We start from the raw sequence: 24,980 nt of genomic DNA on the forward strand, positions 1-24,980 counted from the left end.
AACCGTTGCGCAACGAGGATAGTGTGGTGTGCTGGTACACCGGTGCGGCAGGCGGCTGTAGTCGCGCAGTCGAGGCGTGTCGGACGGCGTTGAGGGAGACACGAGTCGTGGTCGATACAGGCGGCAGCAATCCGGGATCACCGGTGCAGGGGCGCCGCGGGTCCCGCTGGATCTGGTTGTCGGCGGTGGTCGTCGCGCTACTGGTGATCGCGGGCGGTTTCGCGGCGATCGCCCAGCCCTGGACGCCGGAATTCCGGCACGGCGGGCTCACCGTGGCGCCGCCGCCGGATACGGGCCAGGTGTTTCCCGAGGTGGCGCCTGCCCGCTCGGACGCGCCAGCGCCGACGATGGCGGGGATCGCCGCGGCACTCGCTCCGGTGGTCGGTAACCCTGATCTCGGTGCGTTCGCCGGGCAGGTCACCGATCCGAGCAGTGGGGCGGTGTTGTGGGGTCAGGATCAGGCCAAGGCCATGATTCCGTCGTCGACGGCGAAGATCATGCTGGTCGCGGCCGCATTGCTGACCTTGCCCGATGATCAGCGGGTGGTCACGAAGGTGCTCGCCGGTGCGCCCGGCGAGCTGGTGCTGGTCGCGGGCGGGGATCCGACGCTGACCACGCAGGCCGCAGGCGGCTACTACACCGACGGCGCGCGGATCTCGGATCTGGCCGCGCAGGTGCGGGCCGCGGGCAGGCAGGCGAACGCGATCGTGGTCGACACATCCGCCTACTCCGGGCCGACCATGGCTTCGGGCTGGGATCCGATCGACATTCCGGAAGGGTCGATCGCGCCGATCGAACCGATCATGCTCGATGGGGGCCGGTTCGATCCGTCGGCCGACTATTCCCCGCGCACCGCGAACCCAGCGCTCGACGCGGGTCGGGCGCTGGCTGCCGAGCTGGGTATCGACCCGGCCGCCGTGCGGGTCGGTCCGGCCGCGCAGAACGGAGCTCAGATCGCGAAGGTCGAGTCGGCACCTCTGCGAGTTCGCCTGCACGACATGATGATTCATTCCGACAATGTGCTGGCCGAGACCATCGGACGTGAGCTGGCGGTAGCGTCGGGACAGCCTGCCTCCTTCGCCGGAGCGGTCGCGGCTACCTCGGCGGCCCTGTCGGCGGCCGGATTCGATATCACCGGCCTGCATCTGGCCGACAGCAGCGGGCTTTCCGTCGATGACCGGGTGTCGCCGAAGCTGCTCGATTCGATCGTCGCGACCGCGGCCGAGCCGACCGGCACCGCGGCAGTGGTGCCCGCCGGAACCCAGGCCAGGCCCGAAAACGACCCGCGCGCAGCGGCTCTCGCGCCGATGCTGGATTACCTGCCCGTCGCGGGCGGCACCGGCACGCTCGCGCCGCGCTTCGTCACACAGAACCGGCAGGGCGCGGGATGGGTGCGGGCCAAGACCGGAACTCTGAGCGTGGCCAGCGCGTTGGTCGGATATGTACTCGACCGCGATGGGCGGGTGCTCACCTTCGCGCTCATGTCGAACGACCGGTTGCCGGAGCAGAGCAGGCCGGCGCTCGACGCGGTGGCGGGTGCCCTGCGCAACTGCGGATGCTCGTAGAGAACAGGTGGCGATGACCGACAAGACCGAACGCAAGAGTTCCGGATTCAGCGGAACGGTGGATTGGCGGCTGGCCGCGCGGACCGGGGCGCTGCTGGCGCCCTCCGGGCCGCGCGTGTCCAGGGCGACGGCGGAGCAGGTCGTCGCCGAGTTGGCGTCGGCCTCGGTGCTGGCCGAACTGCCGGTGCGTGAGGTCAGCGGGTTGCTCGACGATCGGCCGGTGCCGGAGGCACGGATCGTCGACCGGCCGGGGTGGATCTCCGCGGCCGCCGATTCGATGGCTGTGCTCACCGGCATCGATTCCGCCGACGGCGGCAAGCTCGTCGGGAAACCCGCGGGCGTCCAGGCCGGGACGATGCTGGCGTTCCTGTCCACCGCGATTCTCGGGCAGTACGACCCGTTCACCGGCGAGGACGGCACCTTGCTGCTGGTCGCGCCCAATATTCTCGGTGTCGAACGGGCGCTCGGCGTCGATCCGAGCGACTTCCGGTTGTGGGTGTGCCTGCACGAGGTGACCCACCGGGTGCAGTTCTCGTCGGCGCCCTGGCTGGCCGGGTATATGCGCACCAATGTGGACATCATGAGCGAGGTCGGCGAGGAGCCGATGAGCGAGATGCTCACCCGGTTGGTCGGTGAGGTGCGGGCTCGGCGCAATGGTGACAACGCCGACGATCCGAACAGCCGTGGCGTGGTCGGGCTGTTGCGTGCGGCCCAGGCGCCCCCGCAGCGAGAGGCGCTCGATCGGCTGTTGATGCTCGGCACGCTGCTCGAGGGGCACGCCGATCATGTGATGGACGCGGTGGGACCGGCCGTGGTGCCGACTGTCGCCGATATCCGGGCGGCCTTCGATCGGCGCAGGCAGCGGCCGTCGAATCCGATTCAGCGGTTACTCAGGGCGCTGCTCGGGGTGGATGCGAAGGTCGCGCAGTACGTCCGAGGCAAGAAGTTCGTGGACGCGGTGGTCGAGCGGGTGGGGGTCGCGGAGTTCAACACGGTGTGGACGAACGCGGACACGCTGCCGTTGCTGGACGAGGTCGACGATCCGGAGCGATGGATTCGCCGGGTACTCGGGTAGGCGTTTCCGCCTCCCAGCGTTGTACGCCGGACTCGGCTGCGTCAGTGTTCGTCGCGGTGAGTCAGCCCCTGCCCGGTGAGCGGCCCATGTACTCACGGTGGTCCGTCGTCGGCCTCGGTAGCCTGCACAGATGACTCACGCGGACGGGCGCGGTAGTGCCGGGCGATCTGGTGGTGGACCGCGGCTGCCGACATCGTCTCGTGAGATTCGCCTGCCGGAGACGCCTGCGGTGCTCGCTGTGCGGCGGGGTGTGCGGGAATGGGTTGCGGGGCAGGGCGGGCGTGGGCCGGTCGTCGTCGGGTTGTCCGGTGGGGCTGATTCGCTGGCTTTGGTGGCTGCCGCTGTTGTCGAGGCGGGTGAGGTGACCGTGGTGGTCGTCGATCACCGGTTGCAGGAGGGGTCTGGCGAGGTGGCCGCTCGGGCGGCTGAGCAAGCGATGGGGCTCGGGTGTGTTGGGGCGATGGTTGTGCCCGTCGAGGTGGGGCGCGAGGGGGGTGTGGAGGCGGCGGCTCGGACGGCTCGGTATGCGGCGTTGGCGTCGGTGCGCGACGGGCGGCCGGTGTTGCTCGGGCACACGCTCGATGATCAGGCCGAGACGGTGTTGCTCGGATTGGCTCGCGGGTCCGGTAGTCGGTCTATTCAGGGGATGGTGGCGTGGAATTCGCCCTGGGGGCGTCCGTTGCTCGGGGTGCGGCGGGCGCAGACGGTGCAGATGTGCGCGGATCTCGGGATCGAACCGTGGGACGACCCACACAACGCGGACCTCAGGTACACCCGGGTGCGCGTGCGTAATGAAGTGCTGCCGCTGCTCGAGGAGGTGCTGGGTGGCGGCGTGGCCAAGGCGCTGGTTCGCACCGCCGATCAGCTCCGTGCGGATGGGGCGGTCCTCGATGCCTACGCCGACGAGCTGTTTCGCGCGGCACGCAGGTACGGCCGGTCGCCCGACTCCGCTGCTGTGCCCAGACCAGGCGCGAGCGGCGATCGGTCCGACGACACGGTGGCGCGCGGACCCGGCACGGGCGACCGGTCCGGCTCAGCGACGCGCAGTGGCGTCGACGACAACGATCGACCCACTCTCTCGACCGAGATCCTTGCCACTGCACCCGCAGCACTGCGTCGCCGGGCCGTACGACTCTGGCTCGCCGATCAGGGGATCGCCGGGCTCATGAATGGCCATTTACAGGCGATCGATGAGCTGGTGAGTAATTGGCGTGGACAGGGCGGGGTGGCCGTGGGAGGCGGATCGAGGGACCACAGGTTGGTCGTGACGCGTGAACATGGCACGCTGGCGGTGCGAGCACAGCCGCGCATTTGATGCCACGAAGGGACACCCACTTCCGTGTACGGAGACGACATCGCATCGGTGCTGATCACCGAAGACGAGATCAAAGCCAAGATCGAGGAACTGGCCGAGCTCGTCGCCAAGCGATACCCGCCCGATTCCCCCGAAGGCGACCTCCTGCTGATCTGTGTCCTCAAGGGCGCGATCTTCTTCATGACCGACTTCGCCAGGGCGCTGCCGATTCCCACCCAGCTCGAGTTCATGGCCGTGTCGTCCTACGGGTCGTCCACCTCGTCCTCGGGCGTGGTGCGGATCATGAAGGACCTGGACAAGGACATCGCGGGCCGCAACGTCCTGATCGTCGAGGACATCATCGACTCGGGTCTGACCCTGTCCTGGCTCAAGCGCAACCTGTCCACCCGCAACCCGGCCTCGCTGGAAGTAGTCACCCTGCTCCGCAAGCCCGATGCCTTGCGCACCCCCGTCGACGTCGCCCTTGTCGGCTTCGACATCCCCAACGAATTCGTCGTCGGCTACGGCCTCGACTACGCCGAGCGCTACCGCGACCTGCCGTTCATCGGGACTTTGGACCCGAAGGTCTATTCCTGACCCACTCGCCGCGAACCGACCACCTTGCCAGGGCACCGAGGTCGGCCTCGATGATCCGGAACAACACGTAGGACGCGACGAACCCGATCGCCCCGCCCACACAGATCGTGCGGAGCGGGGTGAGCGTCCTCAGTAGGTCCGGCATCGGCAGAAAGGTCGCGCTGGCCACCACCAACAGCGGGATCGATGCGGCGATGACGAGATAGCGCCGGCAGCGCCTGGCCAGCGTCGCCAGCAACCGCCGGTCATCGCGGAAGTAGCGACCGTGCCGCAGTAACGCCGGATACACGCAGCGCACCAGATACATGGTGATCAGGAAGAACGGGTACGTCATCGCCATGGCCGCGCAGATCACCCCGACCAGCAGTAGGTGCAACGCGGTGTGCACGGGCAGTGCCCCGTCGACTATTCGAAGGGTGATCGCGTAGAGCGCGGCGGCGGCGAGCCACAGCGCCGACACCACCACGACGGCCTGATGGCCCAGCCGCAGACAATCTTGGCGGGCCCGGTCGAGGGTGGCGGGGTCGCAGCGGCTTCCGGTGCGTATTCGGCGCGGGATGGTCAGCAGCCGACGCCCCTGGTAGATCAGGACCACGGCGCCGGCGGAGAAGAAGACCAGATTCGCGATATTGGAGACGGCCCGCTGGGTCGCCCCGGTCTCGGGGGCGAGTCCGCTATGGATCAGCGCCGTATTCAGCTGGCGCTGGTAGTAGGCGGCGATCAGATTCGGGAGCGCGATCGACAGCGCCAGAAGCGGAAACAGATACGGCTGCAAGCGGATTCGCCAGCTGCGGGGTGGTGGATCGGTCAGGTCGCGAGCGTGCGGGTCGAGGCAGAGGTCGAGCTGGGCCGCCAGCATGTCGCCGTCGTCCCAACGGTCCGCACGATCGGCGGCCAGACAGGTGAGAAGCACTCGCTGTAACGCAGCCGGGCAGTCAGCGGGCATCAGGTCGAGGGCTGCCGGAGCGATACCCGCTGCCCGCCGCTCCAGCGCGGCGTCCAGTCCGAGCTCGGTGTGCCGGTCGCTGTCGGTGACGGTCGTGTCGTCGAACGGTTTCACGCCGGTCAGCAGTTCCCACAGCAGTACGCCGAGAGAGTAGATGTCGGCGCGCGTGTCGAGGTCGGCGGCGGTGCGGTCGTTTCGAGGGTGACCGGCTTCGAGCTGCTCGGGTGACATGTATGCCAGTGACCCACCGAAGTACGACGTCGGGCTCGCGTCGGGTACCGAGCGGCTGAAGCTGATGTTGAAGTCGGCCAGTTTCGGCACGCCCTCGGCGGTGAGCAGTACATTGGCCGGTTTCACGTCCCGATGAAGTACGCCGTTGTCGGCCGCGTGATGCAGGGCGGCGGCCAGTCTGCTGCCCAGCCACGCGACCGTCTCCGGCCAGCTCAGCCGCGCGATCTCGGCGCGCACGGCGGAGTCGGCCGGGCGGATCTCGCCCTTCTCCTCCATCGCCGCGTCGACGGCGTCGAGCAGGAGCTCGCCCGTGCGCTCGGTCGGCGGGCTCGCGCGGACCCAGCGCAGCAGGCCCAGCAGCGTGCCCCCCGGGACGAGCTCCATGTACAGCATCCGCAGCCGGGGTGACCCGTCGGTGGGCTGGTCGAGCAGTTGCTGGTCGAATACGCGCACGATGAAGTCGTGGTCGAGTTGGGCCAGCGTTTGTGGTTCGGTGCCGGTATCCGCCGAGATCTTGACCGCGACAAGCCGCTGCATCGACCGCTGGCGGGCCAGGAAAACCCGGGCGAACGCGCCCGCCCCCAGCTCTGTGAGCAGCTCGAAGTCCCCGATCCGCAGACCGACCTCGATCCGGTCCAGACCGCGCCGATCCTCCGGATGCGCGGCGTCGGTCCGATCGAGCGCGGGCCGGGTCACCTCGCTGAGACGTGTTGAGCTCACGCTCGGTGGTACGGACGCGCCCGGCCGATAGTTCATCACGATCTGCTGACCGCCTGCCGACGCACGGAAGTTCATCCGCGCCGGTATCAGTCAGCTGACTACGCGTTCCAGGGCTTTCAAGTCGGCTTCGAGTGCCCGGAACAGCAGGTAGGAGGCGATGAAGGCGAAGATGCCGCCGACGCAGAGGACCCGAACGGCGACGATCACGGCCGGGATATCGCCGGGCGGGAGGAAGGTGACACCCGCGACGGCGAGCAGGGGCACCGAGGCCGCTACCGCGAGGTACCAGGTGCAGCGGCGGCTCAGCCCGCGCAGCCAGGTGCTGTCGTCGGTGCTGATCTCACCGTGCCGAAGGAAGATCGGGTAGATGCAGCGGACCAGGTAGTACGTCACGAGGAAGAACGGGTACGCGACGGCTATCGCGCCGCAGACCAGCAGGGATGCGAGGAAGTGGACCACGGCGCGGACGGGGACGTCACCGGCGGCCAATTGCAGTGCGATCGGGAAGGTGAGTCCTGAGACCGCCCACAGCGAGAACACGACGATCACGACCCGGTCGCCGATGCGCAGGGTGTCGTGCCTGGTGCGGCGCAGGATTTCTGGGTCGTAGCGGCGGCCGTGGCGAAGCCCGCGCGGCACGGAGAGCACGAAACGGGCGAGGTAGATGAGCACCGCGGCACCGAGTGGGAAGAAGACCACGTTCACGCCGGCGGTGATCACGACGAACGATTGCTGGGCGGTCTCACTGAGCCGGCTCACCACCAGATTCTGATTGTGCGCAATGTTGTACCAGGATGCCAGTGCGTTGGGAACGCCGATCGCCAGGATCATCACCAGCAACGGCCACTTGCGCCACTGCATCCGCCAGCTCTTCGGCGGCGGGTCGACGAGGTCGCGGGCGCGGGCGTCCAGGCACAGGTCGAACTGTTTGGTCAGTACGCCACCGTCGGCCCAGCGACGCGACCTGTCCGGGTCGAGGCAGGTCAGCAGAACGCGGCGCAGGGCAGTGGGACAGTTCGCCGGAACCCGCTCGAGCGCGGCCGGGTCGACGCCGAGTGTTCGTCGTTCGAGCATCGCCTCGAGAGTGGTTTCGTCGCCACGACCCTCGGCTTCGGCGGTGCTGTCGTCGAACGGCTTCGCGCCGGTCAGCAGTTCCCACAGGACGACGCCGAGGGAGAAGATATCGCTGCGGGTATCGAGGTCGGCGGCGGTGCGGCCGAGGCCGGGGTGACAGGCCTCCAGCTGTTCGGGCGACATGTAGGACAGCGATCCGCCGAAGTAGGCCACCGGGCTGGTGCCTGCGACGGTGCGGCTGAAACTGATGTTGAAGTCGGCGAGCTTGGGCACGCCCTCAGCGGTGAGCAGCACATTCGCCGGTTTCACATCGCGGTGCAAGACCCCGTGCGCGGCCGCGTAATCCAGCGCCTCGGCCAGCCGCCTGCCCAGCCAGGCGACCGTTTCCGGCCAGCTCAGTGCGGCGATTTCGGACCGCACGCTCGAATCGGTCGGGCGGATCTCGCCCTTCTCCGCCATGGCCGCGTCCACCGCGTCGAGCAGCAGTTTGCCGCTGCGCTCGGCGGGTGGGGTCTCGCGGACCCAGCGCAGCAGGCCGAGCAGGGTGCCGCCGGGCAGGAACTGCATGTAGAGCAGGCGAAGGCGACGCGAACCCGAGGGGGCCGAGTCGGTGTCGAGCAGCCGTTGGTCGAACACGCGCACGATGTAGTCGTGGTCGAGCTGGGCCAGGGTCTGGGGTTCGGTGCCGCGGTCGGCGGAGATCTTCACCGCGACCAGACGCTGCATCGAGGTCTGCCGGGCCAGGAAGACGCGCGCGAACGCACCGGCACCGAGCCCGGTGAGCAGTTCGAAATCACCGATGCGCTGGCCGACTTCGATGCGGTCGAGCGGCTCGAACTCTCCCGGCCCGGAGTGCGCGACCGTCGCGGCCGACGTGGCGGTCGCGGTGAGGTCGAGCTGCGGGCTGGTCACGTGGGTACTACGAGTCGAGTCCGGCGTTGGGTTCATCGTCGCGTCGGGATCGTCGGACCGATGGGTGCTCTGGTCGAGCTCGTCGGTATTGAGCAGGCCGCGCAAACTGACCGCTTGCTCGGGGTATTCGCGCAGACAATCGCGCGGATCGACGCGTTCGCCGCTGTGTCTGCGGATGACGAATTCCTCGAACACCAGCCCGGCGGGCAGCGTCGCGCGATCGAGTTCGGGGAACTCGGCGCAGTAGTGGATCAGCCGCTTGCGTGCGATGTCGGTGCCGGTGTGATGCAGCCAGCGCTGGCGCAGGTCGACCCGGATCAGTTCGTGCAGCGCCTGCGCGCGCAAGGTGGCGGCGTCGGGGAGGAACTCGGCGATCTCGGGCGGGCGCTCGGCGGCCGTGCCCCACGCGGCGGCGAACGCCTCGACCATGTCGACGCGCACATTCGTGGCCCGACCAGGTGTCTCGTCGGGTTGTTCCCCGCTTCCGGTGCTATCGCTCATCAACCGACCTAAGTGTTCGCGCGGATCGGTGCGAAATTCATTCCGCCACACCCGCCGCCATCGCCGGAGAGCTGTACTAGAAATGATAACTTGCGCCTCTAGAGCTGATCACCCGAATTTCGACGACCATGCGACGGGGGCGAATCCGCAGATGAACGAAGACCTCACAGCGGTAGCATGGGAGTCCGTCGACGACGACGGCGTAACGGACGCTGAGGTGACGATGGACTCGTCCCGCCCTCCTGGCGACGAATACCCCATCGGCGGCCCCGCCGCGGCACTGGCTGCCCGGGTTCGCGCGGGCACCATCACGCCCGCCGACGTCACCGCCGACGCGCTCGCCCGCATCGCCTCGGAGAATCGCAAGATCAACGCGTTCACGGTGGTGCGAGCCGAGCGGGCCAGAGCCGAAGCGCGCGAACTCGCCGCCCGACAAGACCTCGACGAGCTGCCGCTGGCCGGTGTGCCGGTGGCGGTGAAGCAGAACATCGCGGTGACAGGGGAGCCGACCCGCGCGGGTTCGGCGGCCACCTCCGCCGAGCCGGCCGGCGTCGATCACCCGGTGGTGGCCAGGTTGCGGGCCGCGGGCGCGATCGTTGTCGGGTTGACGGCCATGCCCGAACTCGGCATGTGGGCGAGTACCGACTCCGCAGGATGCGTCACGCGCAATCCACGCGATGTCGGCCGGTCATCGGGTGGATCCTCGGGTGGCGCGGCCGCGGCGGTGGCCGCCGGACTCGTCCCGATCGCGCACGGCAACGACGGCCTCGGCTCGATCCGGGTGCCCGCGGCGGCGTGCGGAGTTTTCGGAATCAAGCCGGGTAGACACGTCGTGCCCTCGCAGATCGGCGCTGACTCCTGGGCGGGACTGGCCGAGAACGGCGTCCTCGCGACGACGGTGTCGGACGCGGCACTGGCGCTTTCGGTGCTGGCGGGCCGCTCCGACCTGGCCGAACTACGCAAGCCACAGCGACTACGCATCGGACTGGCCGTGGCTCCGCCGTCGCGACTGGTCCGCATGGATCGGCATTGGACGGCGGCGGCGCGCACCGCGGGTGCGCGCGCGGCAGTGGCCGGGCACGAGGTGCAACCGGTCGAGCTGCCCTACGGCGACGCGGCGCTGTTGATGCTGCTGCGCTGGCCGAGCGCGGGTCTGGCCGACGCCGACACGCTCGCGAACCCCGAACTACTCCAGCAACGCACCCGGCGTCATCTGGCGCTCGGCCGGGTGATCCGGCGTCTCGGCCTGGTCCGCCCCAGCCAGGTCGACCGGACCGAAGCCAGACTGCTCGAATTCTTCGAAGACTTCGACGTGGTGATCACTCCGACGCTCGCCGCGCCGCCGCCGAAGGCCAGGCAGTGGAGCGGGCGCGGTTGGCTCGCGAATGTCGTGTCCTCGGCGCGCTACGCGCCGTTCACCGGGCTGTGGAATCTGCTCGGCTGGCCCGCTGCGTCACTGCCGATGGGCACGCACCCCGAGGCGCACACCCCGTTGGCCGCGCAACTGGTGGGTCCGCCGGGGAGCGAGGCCACTTTGCTCGGCCTCGCCGCCCAATTGGAACTGTCGAACTAGGCGTACTTCGCTCCGGCCATGGTCAGTCGAGGAGCGCCTGTGTCCTTTAGACCGCGATCGGCTGCGGCTGCGGCGTCGGCTCGGAGAAGCCGCCGTCGACGGCGCGAGCGGCGAATTCCAGGATGGTCGGGCGCGTGTCATCGGCCCGCCACGCCACCGCCAGCTCACACGGGGTGAGACCGGCGACCGGACGCGCGGTCAGCCCGGGCCAGCGGTACATCGGCACATTGTTCTCGGCCAGCAGACACACGCCGAGGCCGAGACTCACGGCCTCGAGCTTGTCCTCGGGGGTGGCCGCCTCGGCGCCGATCTTGGCCGCCTTGCCGCCACGGGCATCGTTGCCGAGCCAGAAGTCGCGGACCGCGCCCGCCTCGGTGGGCAGGGCGACGAAGGGCTCGTCGAGCAGATCGGCGAAGTCGATGCTGTCCTGCTCGGCCAGCGGGTGCGACTCGGGCAGCAGCACCCAGCGCGGCTCGGTGCGCAGCACCTGCCAGCGATAACGGTTGGGGTCGGGCAAGGGCAGCCACACCAGCGACAGATCGGCCTGTCGACCGGCCAGGCCACTGGACGGGTCGTTCCAGGACGCGGCGTGCAGGGCGAGGCGGTGACCGCTCGCGCTCTCGAGGTCGTTGAGCAGACCGCGGCCGAGCGCGGACTGGATCCCGACGCGCAGCACCTCGCCTGCTTCCTGGAGGGACACGTTGGTCACCTCCCACAGCTCGAGGATCTTGCGTGCGCCTTCGAGGAGTTCCTTACCGGCGACAGTCAGGGCGACACTGCGCTGGTTGCGGTCGAAAAGGACCACGTCGAGCTGGCGTTCGAGCTGGCGGATCTGGCGTGACAACGTCGGCTGAGCGATGTGCAACCGCTGTGCGGCGTTGGTGAAATGCAGTTCCTCGGCGACGGCGACGAAATACCGCAGATCGCGCAAATGCGGGTCCATAGCACCTTGCTATCAGAATCGGTCGGGAAAATCCAGCCGAAACGGGCAAGGAAGTTCGCGGAGGTGGATCAAAACAGTCACCAGGTTGGTAATGCACAGCATATGGCCTGGCATGGTGAGCTGCACCATCGGATTGTCTTTTGTTCACGGCGATCGGTCGTTGGGCGGTTCGGCAGTGAAGCTGGGCGGCTGACCAGCGAAAATGCGTCGACGTTCACACTCGCCGCCCGGATGTGGGCCGCGCTGCCGCGCTGTCGTGCGCGCCGAAAGGTGCCGCTGACCACGGCGCTCGCCACGGGGAAGGTTAGGGGGTGACGTTGATCACAAACGAGTTTCGGAGCGACGAATCCGGCTGCGAGCGAATGCGCGTCGCAGCCGGAAAACAGCTACTCGCTCTTCTTGAGGCGCAGCACCGTCGGCAGGTCGATCCGGCGCATCCCACGCGCACCGGCGGCCCGCATCGCGGCGACCGCGACGACCAGCTTGTTCATGTCGTACGGGTACCAGAACAATTCCTTGCCCATGGTCGGCAGCTTCGGCTTCGTCATCGCCTGCGCGCGACAGTATTTCCGCAGGCCCGAGGCGCCACCCCAGCGCGCGCCGACGCCGGATAGGCCCCAGCCGCCCATCGGCATCGCGGGATTGAACAGATTCGAGAACACGTCGTTGATGTTCACCGCGCCCGTGTTCAACTGCCTGGCCACGCGTTCGCCGCGTGCCTTGTCGCCCGTCCAGACCGATGCCGAGAGGCCGTAGATCGAATCGTTGGCCAGCCGGATCGCCTCGGCCTCATCGGCCACCTTCATCACCGGCAGCGTGGGTCCGAAGGTCTCCTCGGCGACGCACGACATCGAATGGTCCACATCGACGAGCACGGTCGGCTCGAAGAAAGTACCGACACCGGTGCGTTTGCCGCCGGTGGTCACCCGGGCGCCCGCCGCCACCGCGTCGTCGACGTGGCGCTGCACGATCAGCACCTGGTTCTCGTTGGCCAGCGCGCCGACGTCGTGCTTCGATGCGCGACCGTCGGCGCCCTGGCGCAATGCGGCGACCGCCGCGGTCAGCTTCGTGACGAACTCGTCGTAGACCGGCGCCTCGACGTAGACCCGCTCGACCGAGATGCACACCTGCCCGGCGTTGAACATGCCGCCGAAGGCGATGCCGTGCGCGGCGCGGTCGATGTCGGCGTCGGCGAGCACGATCGCCGGATCCTTACCGCCGAGCTCGAGGCTGTAGGGCACCATCCGCTCCGCGCAGGTGGCCGCGATCTTGCGGCCGGTCGCGGTGGAACCGGTGAACTGGATGTAGTCGGCGTTGTCGACGACGGCCGCACCGGTCGCGCCCGCGCCGGTGACCACCTTGAACACCGGTGGGGCACCGATCTCGGCCCAGCCGCGGGCCAGCTCCACCGCGGACAGCGGCGTCACCTCCGACGGCTTGAGGATCACCGCGGCACCGGCCGCCAGCGCGGGGAACACATCGATCGCGGGCATCGCGAGCGGGAAGTTCCACGGCGTGATCACCCCGACCACGGGATAGGGCCGGTAGGCGACGGTCAGCGACTTCACCCGCGCGAGCGGGCTGTGCGGGGACGGGTGCTCGTCGGCGAGGAACTTGCCCGCCCGGCGCGCGTAGTAGCCGAGGATGTCGACCGCGAACGCCGGATCGATGATCGCGTCGACGCGCGGCTTGGCGGTCTCGGACTGCAGCACCGCGGCCAGGTGCTCGGTGTTGTCGATCAGCCAGTCCTGCATCTTCAGCAGCCACATCTTGCGGCCCGCCGGTCCGATCGCCTCCCATTCGGGCTGGTAAAGGCGCAGTTCCCGCACCGCGGCCGCCACGTCGTCCGGCGTGGTGACCGGTACGGTACCGGCGAGTTCGCCCGTCGCCGGATTGTGTACTTCGATCACCGAGGCGGTCTTGTCGAGTTCGCTCACCGGTCGCTCCTCACGCATTGTCAAGAATTCTGCTCACCGACTATCGCGCGCGCCCCAACCAACAGGAGACGGCGTTCCTACTCAAGAGTAATAAGTCGGTGCGATACCTATGTCGTTTCCTGAACCTCACTCTCGCGCGCCGCGATCCGGCGCAGTGGCGGCTCGGTGGGCGGCGGGACCCGGCGATCGGGGAGCTCGGCCAGCAGCGCTGTGGTGGCCGCGGCGATGGCCGCGACAGCTTTGTCGACGGCGGGTTTGGTGGCGCTACTCAGGCCGGAGATGCCGCCGACTTTGCGCACATATTGCAAGGCGGCAGCGTAGATCTCCTGCTCGGTGGCGGCAGGCTCCAGACCACGCAAGACGGTGATATTTCTACACATGTCAGAACCATAGACCTGTGAGGCATGACACGACAGGCGAAGAATAAGGGGATCTGAAAATCTCGTAACCCACGTGAGATTCGCAGGCCGCCCGTGATCGCGGTCACCGCACTAGACTCGGCCGCATGGCTGCCAGGGGAGTACCAGCGCTGACCACTTTTCCCTACCCGGAACTAGATGAGCGCGAAGAAGATCACTGGTCGGGCGCGGGGGTGAGCGACGACGAACTGCGCGCACTCGCCCTCGGTGCCTTCTACTCCACGCGCTGGGACGCCTTCCACGACGCGATGCTGCTCGGCCCCGAACGCGAGCACCCGCTCGGTGACCGCCGTGAACTCGCCATCGACACCCTCACCGGTGCCTGGGGTATCACCGACGGCACCGAGGCCCGCGCCTCGATGGAGCAGCTGTTAGAGGGCATGCACGCACCGCTGTATTCACTGGTGCATCCGCTGGTGATGGCCTCGGTCAATGCCAGCGAGCGCGACCGTTTCGGTGAGCGGGCCGACAAGCAGCGCGCGTTTCTCCGGCAGGTCGGTTCGTTTCGGGGGATGGACAACCCCGAGGCGCTGGTCCGCGACTACGACATCTGGGCCCAGGCCATCAAGATCGGCTTCACCGACCATCTATCGCGCCCACTACCCAACGACATCCACGCCTGGGACCTGGCCCGCGTCGTCGCGGTGGCCCGTATGGCATTCACCGCGGGTTACATCGACGCCGACGTGGCGTGGGAATACTGCATGCGCGCGCTGGTCCCCGCGCAGCGTCGCTACCGCAACTGGCGCCAGTTCGGCGACGCCTACCTCACCGGCTGGACCTACTGGCAGGCCACCGAGGACCTCGCGGAACTGAAGAACGGCGGCGTCGACCGGCGGATGGAACTGGTGCGCCTGTGGACCCGGCCCACCAGCCCGTGGCGCCGTATCGAGCTCAACGAGCCGGATCAGAAGGCGGAAACCGAAGCGACCGAACCGAATTGAGTATTCGGTTCGGCCGCCGGTGATTACAGGCTGCGCAGAATCCCGCGGCCGTAGCGCTGGAATTGCGTGTCGTCGACCATGCCGAGCGAATGCCGCTCGACCAGTAATTCCCACTCCGCGTAGAGCTGGTTGACACCCGGGTCGGCAGGGCCCGCCGCACCGTCGGCGGCCTGCCTGCGGACGGCGAAGTTCACCGCGCAGGTGACCCGCTCGGTGTCGGCGCGATCCACGCCCGCGAAATGCAGGGTGCGATTGCCGTCGTTGATGTCGATGCCCGATCCGCCGTGGCGCGTGTCGACCTCGCCCGGCGCCGAGCGCGCGCCCTCGACGGTGCGGGCGCCGAGAATCGCGGCCACCGATAGTTCGAAGGCGTAGCGGTCGCCGCTGCCGATGGAGATGAACAGCACCCGCGAGGTTGTCGCCGCGATCAGGCCGGTGCCCGATCCCGCGGGCGGGGTGGCCACGGCAATGGCCGTTTCCAGGACGTATTCGTCGGGGGTGACGTACCGGTTCAGCGCGGTGACGGCCGATCGGGCGTCCTTGCGCGGCGCCATGCGGCGCACGGCGCGCTCGACATCGGCGCGGGTCGGCCCCGACTTGCCCCACTCGGGAGCGGGCGGGGTGAGATCCGGCGCGGCCACGTCGATGCGCTGGGTCGTCATGATCTGGTCGTTGATCCGGTCGACGATGCCGAGGGCGGCAGGCACGTCGTGCTCGGCGATGAGCACCGGAAGGGGAGTGCGGTCGGCGGGCACCCCGGTGAGGACCGCCGTGGGATAACGCAGATAGATCTCGATCACCACCGCTTCATCGGCGCGCCGATTGAGGCGCACCTTGAGCAGGTCGGCAATGGGAACGTCGAGAACACGTTCGCCGTCGGTACCCGGTCGGAGGACGACGAGCCGTCCACCGCCGTGGCGCAGAATCGCTGTGGGTGTTCGTAGCTCGACGATCTCAATACCCCCATGCGCTGTAGTTGTGTCGTGGCCCACGATAAGGCGGGCATGACATGATTGTGGCCACTTGCCACAACCCGGTCGGAGCGTTCGGGAACCTCTTGCGTTCTCCGGCCGTTTATCAGTGCAACTGCACCAGCAGCCGAACTGCGCGATGTATCGAACTAGACCGTACGCGGTAACGTGGCATGTCCGCATCCGAAACCCGCCGATCTCGACGCTTCGCTAGCACACCCGGAGTAATAACCGGAAAGGACTGGGCCGTCCGGCCGACGCTCTATGAACCGCAAGACAGTGTTTCGCACCTTGGCGATCATCTCGGGCATCATGCTCATGATCTGGCTGTTCAGCTTTCTCAGCGATGACACGCGCGGCTGGGAGAGTGTCGACACTTCCGTGGCGCTGACCCAGCTCGAAGACAAAGCGAACGTCAAGAATGTGCAGATCGATGACAAGGAGCAACAGCTCCGCATCGAACTGAACAACGGCAACGAAGCCACGAGCAACAACGCCAAGATCGTCGCCAAGTACCCCAGTGGTGGGGAGAACTCCGCGCAGATCCTCGACGCCGTGCAGAAGTCCGGCGCGCCGTACGACACGGTGGTCAAGCAGGAGAGCTGGCTTTCCCAGCTGCTGCTTTTCATCGTGCCGATGGTGCTGTTGGTCGGCCTGTTCATCTTCGTGATGTCGCGCATGCAGGGCGGTGGCCGTGGCGGAATGATGGGCTTCGGTAAGTCCAAAGCCAAGCTGCTGACCAAGGACATGCCGAAGACCACGTTCCAGGACGTGGCCGGTGCCGACGAGGCCGTCGAAGAGCTCTACGAGATCAAGGACTTCCTCCAGAATCCGGCTCGTTACCAGGCACTCGGCGCGAAGATCCCCAAGGGCGTGCTGCTCTACGGGCCGCCGGGAACCGGTAAGACGCTGCTGGCCCGCGCGGTCGCGGGCGAGGCCGGGGTGCCGTTCTTCACCATCTCCGGTTCGGACTTCGTCGAGATGTTCGTCGGTGTCGGCGCCTCCCGTGTGCGCGACCTGTTCGAGCAGGCCAAGCAGAACAGCCCGTGCATCATCTTCGTCGACGAGATCGATGCGGTCGGCCGCCAGCGCGGTGCCGGCCTCGGCGGCGGTCACGACGAGCGCGAGCAGACGCTCAACCAGCTCCTGGTCGAGATGGACGGCTTCGGCGATCGCTCCAACATCATCCTGATCGCGGCCACCAACCGGCCCGACATCCTCGACCCCGCGCTGCTGCGCCCCGGCCGTTTCGACCGGCAGATCCCGGTCGGCAATCCCGACCTGGCCGGTCGTCGCGCGATCCTGCGCGTGCACTCGGCGGGTAAGCCGATCTCGCAGGAAGCCGACCTCGAGGGTCTGGCCAAGCGGACCGTCGGAATGTCGGGCGCCGACCTGGCCAACGTCATCAATGAGGCCGCGCTGCTCACCGCCCGCGAGAACGGTTCGGTCATCACCGGCGAATCGCTCGAGGAGTCGGTCGACCGGGTGATCGGTGGCCCGCGCCGCAAGAGTCGCATCATCAGCGAGCACGAGAAGAAGATCACGGCTTATCACGAGGGTGGCCACACCCTGGCGGCCTGGGCGATGCCCGATATCGAGCCCGTCTACAAGGTCACCATCCTGGCCCGCGGCCGCACCGGCGGTCACGCCATGACGGTGCCCGAGGACGACAAGGGCCTGATGACCCGCTCGGAGATGATCTCCCGGCTGGTCTTCGCGATGGGTGGCCGTGCCGCCGAGGAACTGGTGTTCCACGAGCCGACCACCGGCGCGTCCTCCGATATCGACCAGGCCACCAAGATCGCCCGCGGCATGGTCACCGAGTACGGCATGAGTGCCCGCCTCGGTGCCGTCCGCTACGGCCAGGAGCAGGGCGACCCGTTCCTCGGCCGCTCGATGGGCGTGCAGCCCGACTACTCGCACGAGGTCGCCCGCGAGATCGACGAGGAGGTGCGCAACCTCATCGAGGCCGCGCACACCGAGGCATGGTCGATCCTCAGCGAGTACCGCGAGCAGCTCGACGCGTTGGCCACCGCGCTGCTCGAGCGCGAGACGCTGCACCGCAAGGATCTCGAGACCGTCCTGGCCGGTGTCGAGAAGCGTCCGCGGATCACCGCGTTCAACGATTTCGGTGACCGCCACCCGTCGGACAAGCCGCCGGTGAAGACGCCGGGCGAGTTGGCCGTGGAGCGCGGCGAGCCGTGGCCGCCGGTGCAGCCCGCGCCGGTGCCGGTACCCAATGGGGCGCCGCCGGTCGAGCCCAACGGCTACCCGGGTCAGCCTTACGGCCAGCCGGCACCGCCCGCGGCTGGTTACCCGCTGCCCGCCGCACCGACCCAGGCGTTCCCCCGGCCGTCGGGAACGCACGGTTCGCGGCCCGACTACGGCGCACCGGCCGGTTGGTCGGCTCCCGGCTGGCCGCCGCGCGAGGAGCAGCAGCAGGCACCGCAACAGCAGCCGCCGCAGCAACAGCCGCAGCCGCCACAGGACCAGGGCAGTGCCTGGGGTCGACCCGAGCAGCAGCAGCCGCGGCACGCCAGCGACGGCTTCCAGCCGTGGGGTGCCCAGCCGCAGCCGCCGGTGCGTGACGCCGATCCGGAGAACAAGGACTGGGAAGGGCCGAACGGCCGCCAGTGACCGGTGGCCAACTACGCTCGAACGTCGAATGCCGGATAACTTCGGCATTCGGCACTGGTTCTCGGACTGACGCTCGGTCATTCGAATGTCGGGTGGTCACCGGCTTTTCGGCTCTGGTTCTCGGCCCGCCCGCCTCTGGACTGACCAGAGGGTGCGACGAAGGAGTACCCGGCGGGAGGGAAGAGGCGGGGAACAGGGCCGAGAACCTGCGGCGCCAGCCGCAAATGTTGCGGAACAGGGCCGAGAACCCGCGGCGCCAGCCGCAAATATCACGGAGGTGCGGAGAAGTTGTCGGCCAACAAGCAGGATCTCGATCCGGCAGGTGAGCTGGGTGCCACGAGTCCGTCGGTGCTGACGGCGCTGGCGACCGGTTTGCCGTTCGATCAGGCGCGCGCCGAGAACGCGGTGCGTGAGCTGCTGCTCGCCGTCGGTGAGGACCCGGACCGCCCCGGTCTGCTCGACACCCCCGCCCGGGTGGCGCGCGCCTACCGGGAGATGTTCGCCGGGCTCTACACCGAGCCCGACGCGGTGCTGGCGACCACGTTCGACGAGGGTCATCAGGAACTCGTGCTGGTGCGCGACATCCCGATGTTCTCCACCTGTGAGCATCACCTGGTCTCGTTCCACGGCGTCGCGCACGTCGGCTACATCCCCGGCTCGCACGGCCGGGTGACGGGCCTGTCGAAGCTGGCCCGCGTCGTCGATCTCTACGCCAAACGCCCGCAGGTGCAGGAGCGGCTGACCAGCCAGATCGCCGACGCGGTGATGCGCAGGCTGGATCCGCGCGGCGCGATCGTGGTGATCGAGGCCGAGCACCTGTGCATGGCCATGCGGGGAATCCGCAAGCCCGGCGCCAGCACCACCACCTCGGCGGTGCGCGGCCAGCTGCAAACCGACTCCGCCTCGCGAGCCGAGGCGCTGGACCTGATCCTGCGCAAATGAGCGAGCCACTGGTGACCGCCCGTGACCACCGTTCGTGTGTGGTCATGGGAGTCGTCAATGTGACCGCTGATTCCTTCTCCGACGGCGGTCGCTACCTCGATCCAGAACTCGCGATCGCGCACGGTGTCGAGCTGTACGAGGCGGGCGCCGATATCGTCGATGTGGGTGGTGAATCCACCAGGCCGGGTGCCGACCGGGTCGATCCGGCCGCCGAGGCCGCTCGGGTCGCTCCGGTGATTCGCGGGCTGGTCGCCGCGGGTGTGCCGACCAGCGTCGACACCATGCGCGCCGAGGTCGCCGAGGCTGCGCTGGCGGCAGGCGTCTCAGTGGTCAACGATGTCTCCGGCGGCCGCGCCGACCCGAACATGGTGAAAGTCGTCGCCGAAGCCGGCGTGCCGTGGATCCTCATGCACTGGCGGGCCGACGCCGACTACCGGCACACCGGCCCCGCCGACCACTACGACGATGTGGTCGCCGAGGTCAGCGCCGAACTCACCGCCCAGGTCGACCTGGCTGTCGCCGCCGGCGTGACGCCGGACCGGCTGATCCTCGACCCCGGCCTGGGTTTCGCCAAGAACGCCGAACACAATTGGGAACTCCTGGCTGCCCTCCCGGAACTGGTGGCAGGCGGCTTCCCGATCCTGATCGGCGCCTCCCGCAAACGCTTCCTCGGCGCCCTCCTGGCCGATGAATCCGGCCCCCGGCCGCCGGACGGCCGCGAAACCGCCACCGCCACCCTGTCCGCCCTCGCGGCCACCCACGGCGCCTGGGGCGTGCGAGTCCACGACGTCCGCGCGTCACTCGACGCGATCACCGTCGTCGACGCCTGGCGCCGAGCCACCCAATCGCGAGCCGCTGCCACCCGAGGAGCCACTCGGTGACCGCCGCTGCCGCCCGTTCCGACCAGCCGACTGCCGACGGGGTTCACCTCGTCCGAGGAGCTATCCGATGAACTCGCCTTTGCTGCCGCCGCCCGCGGGCAGGCCCGCGTCGTCGCGGATCGAGTTGCGCGGGCTGACCGCGTTCGGCAGGCACGGCGTGTTCGATTTCGAGCGTCGTGACGGCCAGGAGTTCGTCGTCGATCTGACGGTGTGGGTCGATTTCGCCGCGGCCGCCGCATCCGACGACCTCGCCGACACCGTCGACTACGGCGCGCTCGCCGAGCGGGCCGTGCGCATCGTGACCGGTCCGCCGCGCGATCTGATCGAAACGGTGGTCTCCGAGATCGCCGACGACGTGATGGCCGATCCGAGGATCGAGGCGGTGGAGGTGGTCGTGCACAAGCCGTCGGCGCCGATCCCGCACACGTTCGCCGACGTGCGCGTGGTGGCGACCCGGAATCGCACGCTGGCCCCGGAGCCGCGGCGATGACTCGCGCGGTGCTCTCGATCGGCTCGAATCTGGGCGATCGGCTCGCGCATCTGCGCAGCGTGCTCGACGCGCTGGGGGAGCGGGTTGTGGCGGTCTCGCCGGTCTACACGACCGCGCCGTGGGGCGGCGTCGACCAAGACGATTACCTCAATGCTGTTGTCATCGCAGAAGATCCGGCCTTCGACGACTACGCCTGGCTGCGTTTCGGTCAGGAGCTCGAGCAGGCGGCGGGCCGCGTGCGCGAGATCCGCTGGGGTGCGCGCACCCTCGACGTCGACGTGGTCCAGTGCGCCGACAACACCGGAACGGCGATCGCCCGCGACACCGACCCCGCACTGATCCTCCCGCACCCGCAGGCCCACAACCGGGCCTTCGTACTCATCCCGTGGCTGGCCGTCGAACCGTCCGCGCACCTGCTCGTCGACGGTGTCGCCCGCCCGATCGCGGAACTGCTCGCCGGATTCGACCCGTCCGAAAAGGACGGCGTGGTTCGCACCGATCTGGTGCTCCGCGACGAAAGCGCCCGCTCGTGCTGAAACCCACCCGGGTACTCGACCTCGCGCTGAACGTGGTGATGGCCGCCGCGGTTGCCTGGGTCGCCACCCGGTTCGCCTATTCCAGCTTCCCGTCGATCTCGGTGGCCGCCGGTGCCTCGCTGCTGCCGGTCGCCGCGATCGAGGCGGCGCTCGGTTTCGCGATCAAGGCCAAGATCGCCGATGAGCAGATCGGCGACGGCTCGGGGCAGATGCATCCGATCAACGTCGCCAGGGGTGTGGCACTGGCGAAGGCGTCGCTGCAGGTGGGTTCGCTGGCTGCCGGTGTGTGGCTGGGATTTCTGCTGTGGGTTTTCCCACAGCGCGGGACGGTGACCGCGGCTGCTGCCGATTCGCCGGGTGCGGTAGTTGGTCTGTTGGCCGGTTCAGCCCTGGTTGCTGCGGCTTTGTGGCTGGAGTATTGCTGTCGGGCACCCGAGGACCCGCACGAGGATCCCGCTACTACATAGCAATTTTCGAATGGAATCACCGCGGACTTTGGTGGGCCGACCAGCCGATTCCGGCTACCCTGGCCCTCATGGTTTCACCCTCCCGCAGCACGGCGCCCCGACGACGGCGGGACGACGCGGGAAAATTCTTCGTCGGTTTCCTCATTCTGCTCGGTCTGACGGCCAGTGTTTTCCTGATCTTCAGCGAAAACGTCCAGTACGTTCGGATCGGCCTGGTAGCGGCCCTGTGGGCAGCGGTGATCGGCGCGCTCGCGGCAACCCGTTACCGCAAGGACGCGGCCGTCGACAAGGCGAAGGTGCGCGATCTTCAGACGGTGTACGAGTTGCAGCTAGAGCGCGAGATCAACGCCCGTCGTGAGTACGAGATGGGTGTCGAGGCGCGGGTGCGGGCCGAAGTCGGCGCCGACTCCTCCGAGATCGCCGCACTGCGCGCCGAGCTGACCCTGCTGCGCCAGAATTTGCAGGTCCTCTTCGAGGGCGCGCTACCCGACGAACAACCGGCGCTGCAGGCCGATGCTGTGCGGATCGACGCGTTGCCGGCCGGTGGCTTCAACGCCTTCGACGAGCCAGACCACGATTTCGACGTTAGCCCCGAGGATGCCACCGCCGCCTGGTTCGGTCCGTGGCAGCAACCGCCCAGCGCACTGAAACCCGTCTTCATGCAACCGGTTTCGGCCAATTTCGCCGACCCCTACGACGACCCGGTCACCGCCGAAACCTCGGCCATCCAGCTCGACGAGTACGCCGAAACCCAGCAGGCGACCACCACACCGCAGCCCGCCGCGCCGACCACCCCGTCGGGAAAGACACCCCCGCCGCGCCTGTCCTCGCCGAACACCCGCCAGGTAACGGACACGGTCCTCCCGACCGAGCCCACCACCAACGGCAATTCGTCGACCCCCGCTCCGGCCGAGCCCACTGCCACCGAGCCGACCCCGGTCCCGGTCGCCACCGCCGAACCCACCCCGGCACCCGCAGCCGAACCCACCCAGACGCCCGCAGCCACGGCCGACCCGGAGCCCGCCCAACCCCCGGCCACCCGCCCCGAAAAGGCCCCGTCGGTCGGCACCAGCTCCCGCCGACGCCGCCGCGCCGAAACCGAAGGCACCACCCGCCTATCGGTGGCCGACATCATGGCCAACCTGGAATCAGAATCCACCCGCTGACCCAACAACTGATTTCGCAAGAACATCGGTAACTCCCCGGGCACGAGCAAACGCACCACACCACCTGCCCGCCGGCCGCCAACACCCCAGTTCACACCTCCTAGATCTGGCCTGAAGACGCGGAGAGGCGGGGAGGGCGTGCGCTAGATCACGGTGGGGGGTGATGGCGTCTCGCCCACAAACCCCTCTATCCTCGACCCGTAACGTCTGGTACCCGCATCGCGGGACTGGAACGCAATCGAGAGGACAACGTTGACCTCGAGAAGTGTCAACTCTGATGGCGCGAATACGAGTGTTGACCCAGCGCCCGCACGACTGACGGTAGGAATCGTCTCGGCGGGACGAGTGGGTTCCGCACTCGGCGTAGCGCTCGAGCGAACCGGCCATGTGGTCTTCGGTGTCGCCGCGATCTCCGACGCCTCGGTGCATCGCGCCCGTATCCGACTGCCCGAGGCCCAGGTTCTGCCCATCGAGCAGATCGCTCAGCGCAGTGAACTACTCCTGCTCGCGGTTCCCGACGCCGAACTGGCCGGTCTGGTCCGCGGCCTCGCCGGTGCGAACGTGGTCCGCCCCGGCACCATCGTCGTGCACACCTCCGGTGCGAACGGCGTCGCGATTCTCGAGCCGCTGACGAAACAGGGTGCGCTCGGCCTCGCGATCCACCCCGCCATGACCTTCACCGGCCACGACGAGGACATCGCGCGCCTGGCCAACGCCTGTTTCGGCGTCACCGCCGCCGACGAGGTCGGTTACGCCATCGCGCAGGCGCTGGTGATCGAGATGGGTGGCGAACCGGTCCGCGTCGAGGAAGACCAGCGTTCGCTCTATCACGCGGCTCTCGCCCACGGCAGCAATCACCTGGTCACGGTCATCGTCGACGCCGTCGCGGCCCTGCGCGAATCCCTCTCCGGCCCCGGCCTGCTCGGCCAGCCGCTGGTCGACGATCAGCCCGGCGGTCTCCCCGCACGTCTGCTCGCCCCCCTCGCCTCGGCCGCCCTCGACAACGCCCTGCGCCGCGGTCAGGCGGCGCTGACCGGCCCGGTTGCCCGCGGCGATGTCGCTGCCGTGGCCGCCCACCTCGCCGCGCTCGCGCAGGTCGACGACCGCCTGGCCGAGGCCTACCGCGCCAACTCGCTGCGCACCGCCGAACTCGCACAAACCGATCCGGCACTGCTGGAGCTCCTCGCCAAGGAAGGCCACTGATGGAACCCCGAGAAGTGCATCACCACCAGGGCGGCGCGCGCGCCACCGGCGCCTTCAAGGCGGGCGTCCTGACCGTGCACCACAACCCCGAGGTGCTCGACACCGTCGCCAAGGCACTGCGCGGTGCCGGGCGCACGGTCGGTTTCGTGCCGACCATGGGCGCGCTGCACGAGGGTCATCTGGCGCTCATCCGCCAGGCCAAGCTCGCCAACCAGGTCGTGATCGTCTCGATCTTCGTCAACCCACTGCAGTTCGGCGCGAACGAGAACCTCGACGCCTATCCGCGCACCCTCGACGCCGACCTCGAACTGCTCCGGACCGAGGGCGTCGACCTGGTCTTCGCGCCGACCGTCTCCGACATGTACCCGGAGGGCATGCGCACCACGATCCAGCCCGGCCCGCTCGGTGCCGAGCTCGAAGGCGGCAGCAGGCCGACGCATTTCGCGGGCATGCTCACCGTTGTCGCGAAGCTGCTCAACATCACCCACGCCTCCGAGGCGTATTTCGGTGAGAAGGACTACCAGCAGCTCACCTTGATCCGGCAGATGGTGCGCGACCTGAACATGGACGCCACGATCGTCGCCTACCCGACGGTCCGCGAGCCCGACGGCCTCGCCCTCTCCTCGCGCAACCGCTTCCTCGACGCCACCCAGCGCGAGTCGGCACTTGCCCTGTCGGCCGCACTCGCCGCGGGCCGCCATGCCGCCGGTCTCGGCCCGGACGCGGTTGTCCAGACCGCCCGCTCGGTCCTCGACGCGGTCGACGGCCTCGATGTCGACTACCTCGAACTGCGCGACTCGAACCTGGGTCCGGCTCCCACCGCGGGCAACGCCCGCCTGCTCGTCGCCGCCAAACTCGGCGACACCCGCCTGATCGACAACGCTCCCGTTGTACTCGGCGCCCAGATCGATGGGCACCCCGACGCGAACTCCCTACCTGCCTCGCAGGCGCACTGA

The 24,980-nt window shown here is 68.4% G+C and carries 21 protein-coding genes; 15 read left to right on the forward strand and 6 right to left on the reverse strand.

Annotated features, from left to right (window positions below; translation table 11 throughout):
* Window positions 1-107 precede the first annotated feature (107 nt).
* The 4 genes from dacB (at window position 108) to hpt (ending at window position 4,531) form a co-directional block, all read left to right on the forward strand.
* Complete coding sequence (dacB, locus tag ACFXKN_RS22170) at window positions 108-1,565, forward strand: D-alanyl-D-alanine carboxypeptidase/D-alanyl-D-alanine-endopeptidase (protein ID WP_378962363.1); 1,458 nt, start codon at window positions 108-110, stop codon at window positions 1,563-1,565.
* 13 nt (window positions 1,566-1,578) lie between these two features.
* Complete coding sequence (locus ACFXKN_RS22175; RefSeq protein WP_378962367.1) at window positions 1,579-2,640, forward strand: zinc-dependent metalloprotease; 1,062 nt, start codon at window positions 1,579-1,581, stop codon at window positions 2,638-2,640.
* Window positions 2,641-2,845: 205 nt separating this feature from the next.
* A complete protein-coding gene (gene tilS / locus ACFXKN_RS22180) occupies window positions 2,846-3,955 on the forward strand; it encodes a tRNA lysidine(34) synthetase TilS (protein ID WP_379433767.1) in 1,110 nt (369 codons plus the stop codon).
* A gap of 24 nt (window positions 3,956-3,979) precedes the next feature.
* Complete coding sequence (gene hpt, locus ACFXKN_RS22185) at window positions 3,980-4,531, forward strand: hypoxanthine phosphoribosyltransferase (RefSeq protein WP_378962379.1); 552 nt, start codon at window positions 3,980-3,982, stop codon at window positions 4,529-4,531.
* Here hpt and ACFXKN_RS22190 read toward each other — a convergent pair.
* Together ACFXKN_RS22190 and ACFXKN_RS22195 are read right to left on the reverse strand one after the other, a co-directional pair.
* A complete protein-coding gene (locus tag ACFXKN_RS22190; RefSeq protein ID WP_379433726.1) occupies window positions 4,497-6,428 on the reverse strand; it encodes a serine/threonine-protein kinase in 1,932 nt (643 codons plus the stop codon). The two genes, hpt and ACFXKN_RS22190, sit on opposite strands and share 35 nt — an antisense overlap.
* A 90-nt stretch (window positions 6,429-6,518) precedes the next feature.
* Window positions 6,519-8,915 carry a protein kinase gene (locus ACFXKN_RS22195; RefSeq protein WP_379433727.1) on the reverse strand — a complete coding sequence of 799 codons (2,397 nt, stop codon included), beginning with the start codon at window positions 8,913-8,915 and terminating at the stop codon, window positions 6,519-6,521.
* A 223-nt stretch (window positions 8,916-9,138) separates the two neighbouring features.
* On the opposite strand from ACFXKN_RS22195, the gene ACFXKN_RS22200 reads away from it, so the two are divergent.
* Window positions 9,139-10,488 carry an amidase gene (locus ACFXKN_RS22200; RefSeq protein ID WP_379433768.1) on the forward strand — a complete coding sequence of 450 codons (1,350 nt, stop codon included), beginning with the start codon at window positions 9,139-9,141 and terminating at the stop codon, window positions 10,486-10,488.
* Between the two features lie 46 nt (window positions 10,489-10,534).
* Here ACFXKN_RS22200 and ACFXKN_RS22205 read toward each other — a convergent pair whose 3' ends face one another.
* The 3 genes from ACFXKN_RS22205 to ACFXKN_RS22215 form a co-directional block, all read right to left on the reverse strand.
* Window positions 10,535-11,431, reverse strand: a complete 897-nt coding sequence (locus ACFXKN_RS22205; RefSeq protein ID WP_378962416.1) for a LysR family transcriptional regulator — start codon at window positions 11,429-11,431, stop codon at window positions 10,535-10,537.
* A 386-nt stretch (window positions 11,432-11,817) separates the two neighbouring features.
* Window positions 11,818-13,368: an aldehyde dehydrogenase family protein gene (locus ACFXKN_RS22210; RefSeq protein WP_379433728.1), complete on the reverse strand. Its 1,551-nt coding sequence runs from the start codon at window positions 13,366-13,368 to the stop codon at window positions 11,818-11,820.
* A gap of 107 nt (window positions 13,369-13,475) precedes the next feature.
* Window positions 13,476-13,748, reverse strand: a complete 273-nt coding sequence (locus ACFXKN_RS22215; RefSeq protein ID WP_378962427.1) for a DUF2277 domain-containing protein — start codon at window positions 13,746-13,748, stop codon at window positions 13,476-13,478.
* Window positions 13,749-13,873: 125 nt separating this feature from the next.
* Between ACFXKN_RS22215 and ACFXKN_RS22220 the strand changes: the two genes are divergently transcribed.
* Window positions 13,874-14,731, forward strand: coding sequence for a DUF1266 domain-containing protein (locus tag ACFXKN_RS22220; protein WP_379433729.1), 858 nt, complete (start codon window positions 13,874-13,876; stop codon window positions 14,729-14,731).
* A 23-nt stretch (window positions 14,732-14,754) separates the two neighbouring features.
* Here ACFXKN_RS22220 and ACFXKN_RS22225 read toward each other — a convergent pair whose 3' ends face one another.
* Window positions 14,755-15,723 (reverse strand): hypothetical protein, encoded by a 969-nt coding sequence (locus tag ACFXKN_RS22225; RefSeq protein ID WP_378962435.1) that lies wholly within the window; start codon window positions 15,721-15,723, stop codon window positions 14,755-14,757.
* 243 nt (window positions 15,724-15,966) lie between these two features.
* Here ACFXKN_RS22225 and ftsH point away from each other — a divergent pair, with 243 nt between their 5' ends.
* The 9 genes from ftsH (at window position 15,967) to panC (ending at window position 24,980) form a co-directional block, all read left to right on the forward strand.
* Window positions 15,967-18,339, forward strand: coding sequence for an ATP-dependent zinc metalloprotease FtsH (gene ftsH / locus ACFXKN_RS22230; protein ID WP_379433730.1), 2,373 nt, complete (start codon window positions 15,967-15,969; stop codon window positions 18,337-18,339).
* A gap of 327 nt (window positions 18,340-18,666) precedes the next feature.
* Window positions 18,667-19,281 carry a GTP cyclohydrolase I FolE gene (gene folE, locus ACFXKN_RS22235; RefSeq protein WP_378962794.1) on the forward strand — a complete coding sequence of 205 codons (615 nt, stop codon included), beginning with the start codon at window positions 18,667-18,669 and terminating at the stop codon, window positions 19,279-19,281.
* Window positions 19,278-20,162, forward strand: coding sequence for a dihydropteroate synthase (gene folP, locus ACFXKN_RS22240; RefSeq protein WP_379433731.1), 885 nt, complete (start codon window positions 19,278-19,280; stop codon window positions 20,160-20,162). Before folE ends, folP begins: the two co-directional genes overlap by 4 nt.
* A gap of 67 nt (window positions 20,163-20,229) precedes the next feature.
* Complete coding sequence (gene folB, locus ACFXKN_RS22245; RefSeq protein ID WP_379433732.1) at window positions 20,230-20,652, forward strand: dihydroneopterin aldolase; 423 nt, start codon at window positions 20,230-20,232, stop codon at window positions 20,650-20,652.
* A complete protein-coding gene (gene folK, locus ACFXKN_RS22250) occupies window positions 20,649-21,188 on the forward strand; it encodes a 2-amino-4-hydroxy-6-hydroxymethyldihydropteridine diphosphokinase (RefSeq protein ID WP_379433733.1) in 540 nt (179 codons plus the stop codon). The genes folB and folK overlap by 4 nt, the downstream gene beginning before the upstream one ends.
* Window positions 21,182-21,655: a DUF3180 domain-containing protein gene (locus tag ACFXKN_RS22255; protein WP_379433734.1), complete on the forward strand. Its 474-nt coding sequence runs from the start codon at window positions 21,182-21,184 to the stop codon at window positions 21,653-21,655. The genes folK and ACFXKN_RS22255 overlap by 7 nt, the downstream gene beginning before the upstream one ends.
* Before the next feature lie 68 nt (window positions 21,656-21,723).
* Window positions 21,724-22,821: a DUF6779 domain-containing protein gene (locus tag ACFXKN_RS22260; protein ID WP_379433735.1), complete on the forward strand. Its 1,098-nt coding sequence runs from the start codon at window positions 21,724-21,726 to the stop codon at window positions 22,819-22,821.
* 252 nt (window positions 22,822-23,073) lie between these two features.
* Window positions 23,074-24,024, forward strand: coding sequence for a Rossmann-like and DUF2520 domain-containing protein (locus tag ACFXKN_RS22265; protein ID WP_379433736.1), 951 nt, complete (start codon window positions 23,074-23,076; stop codon window positions 24,022-24,024).
* Window positions 24,024-24,980, forward strand: a complete 957-nt coding sequence (gene panC / locus ACFXKN_RS22270; RefSeq protein ID WP_378962505.1) for a pantoate--beta-alanine ligase — start codon at window positions 24,024-24,026, stop codon at window positions 24,978-24,980. Before ACFXKN_RS22265 ends, panC begins: the two co-directional genes overlap by 1 nt.

It is taken from the genome of Nocardia sp. NPDC059195 (assembly GCF_042754695.1).
Taxonomy (GTDB): Bacteria; Actinomycetota; Actinomycetes; order Mycobacteriales; family Mycobacteriaceae; genus Nocardia.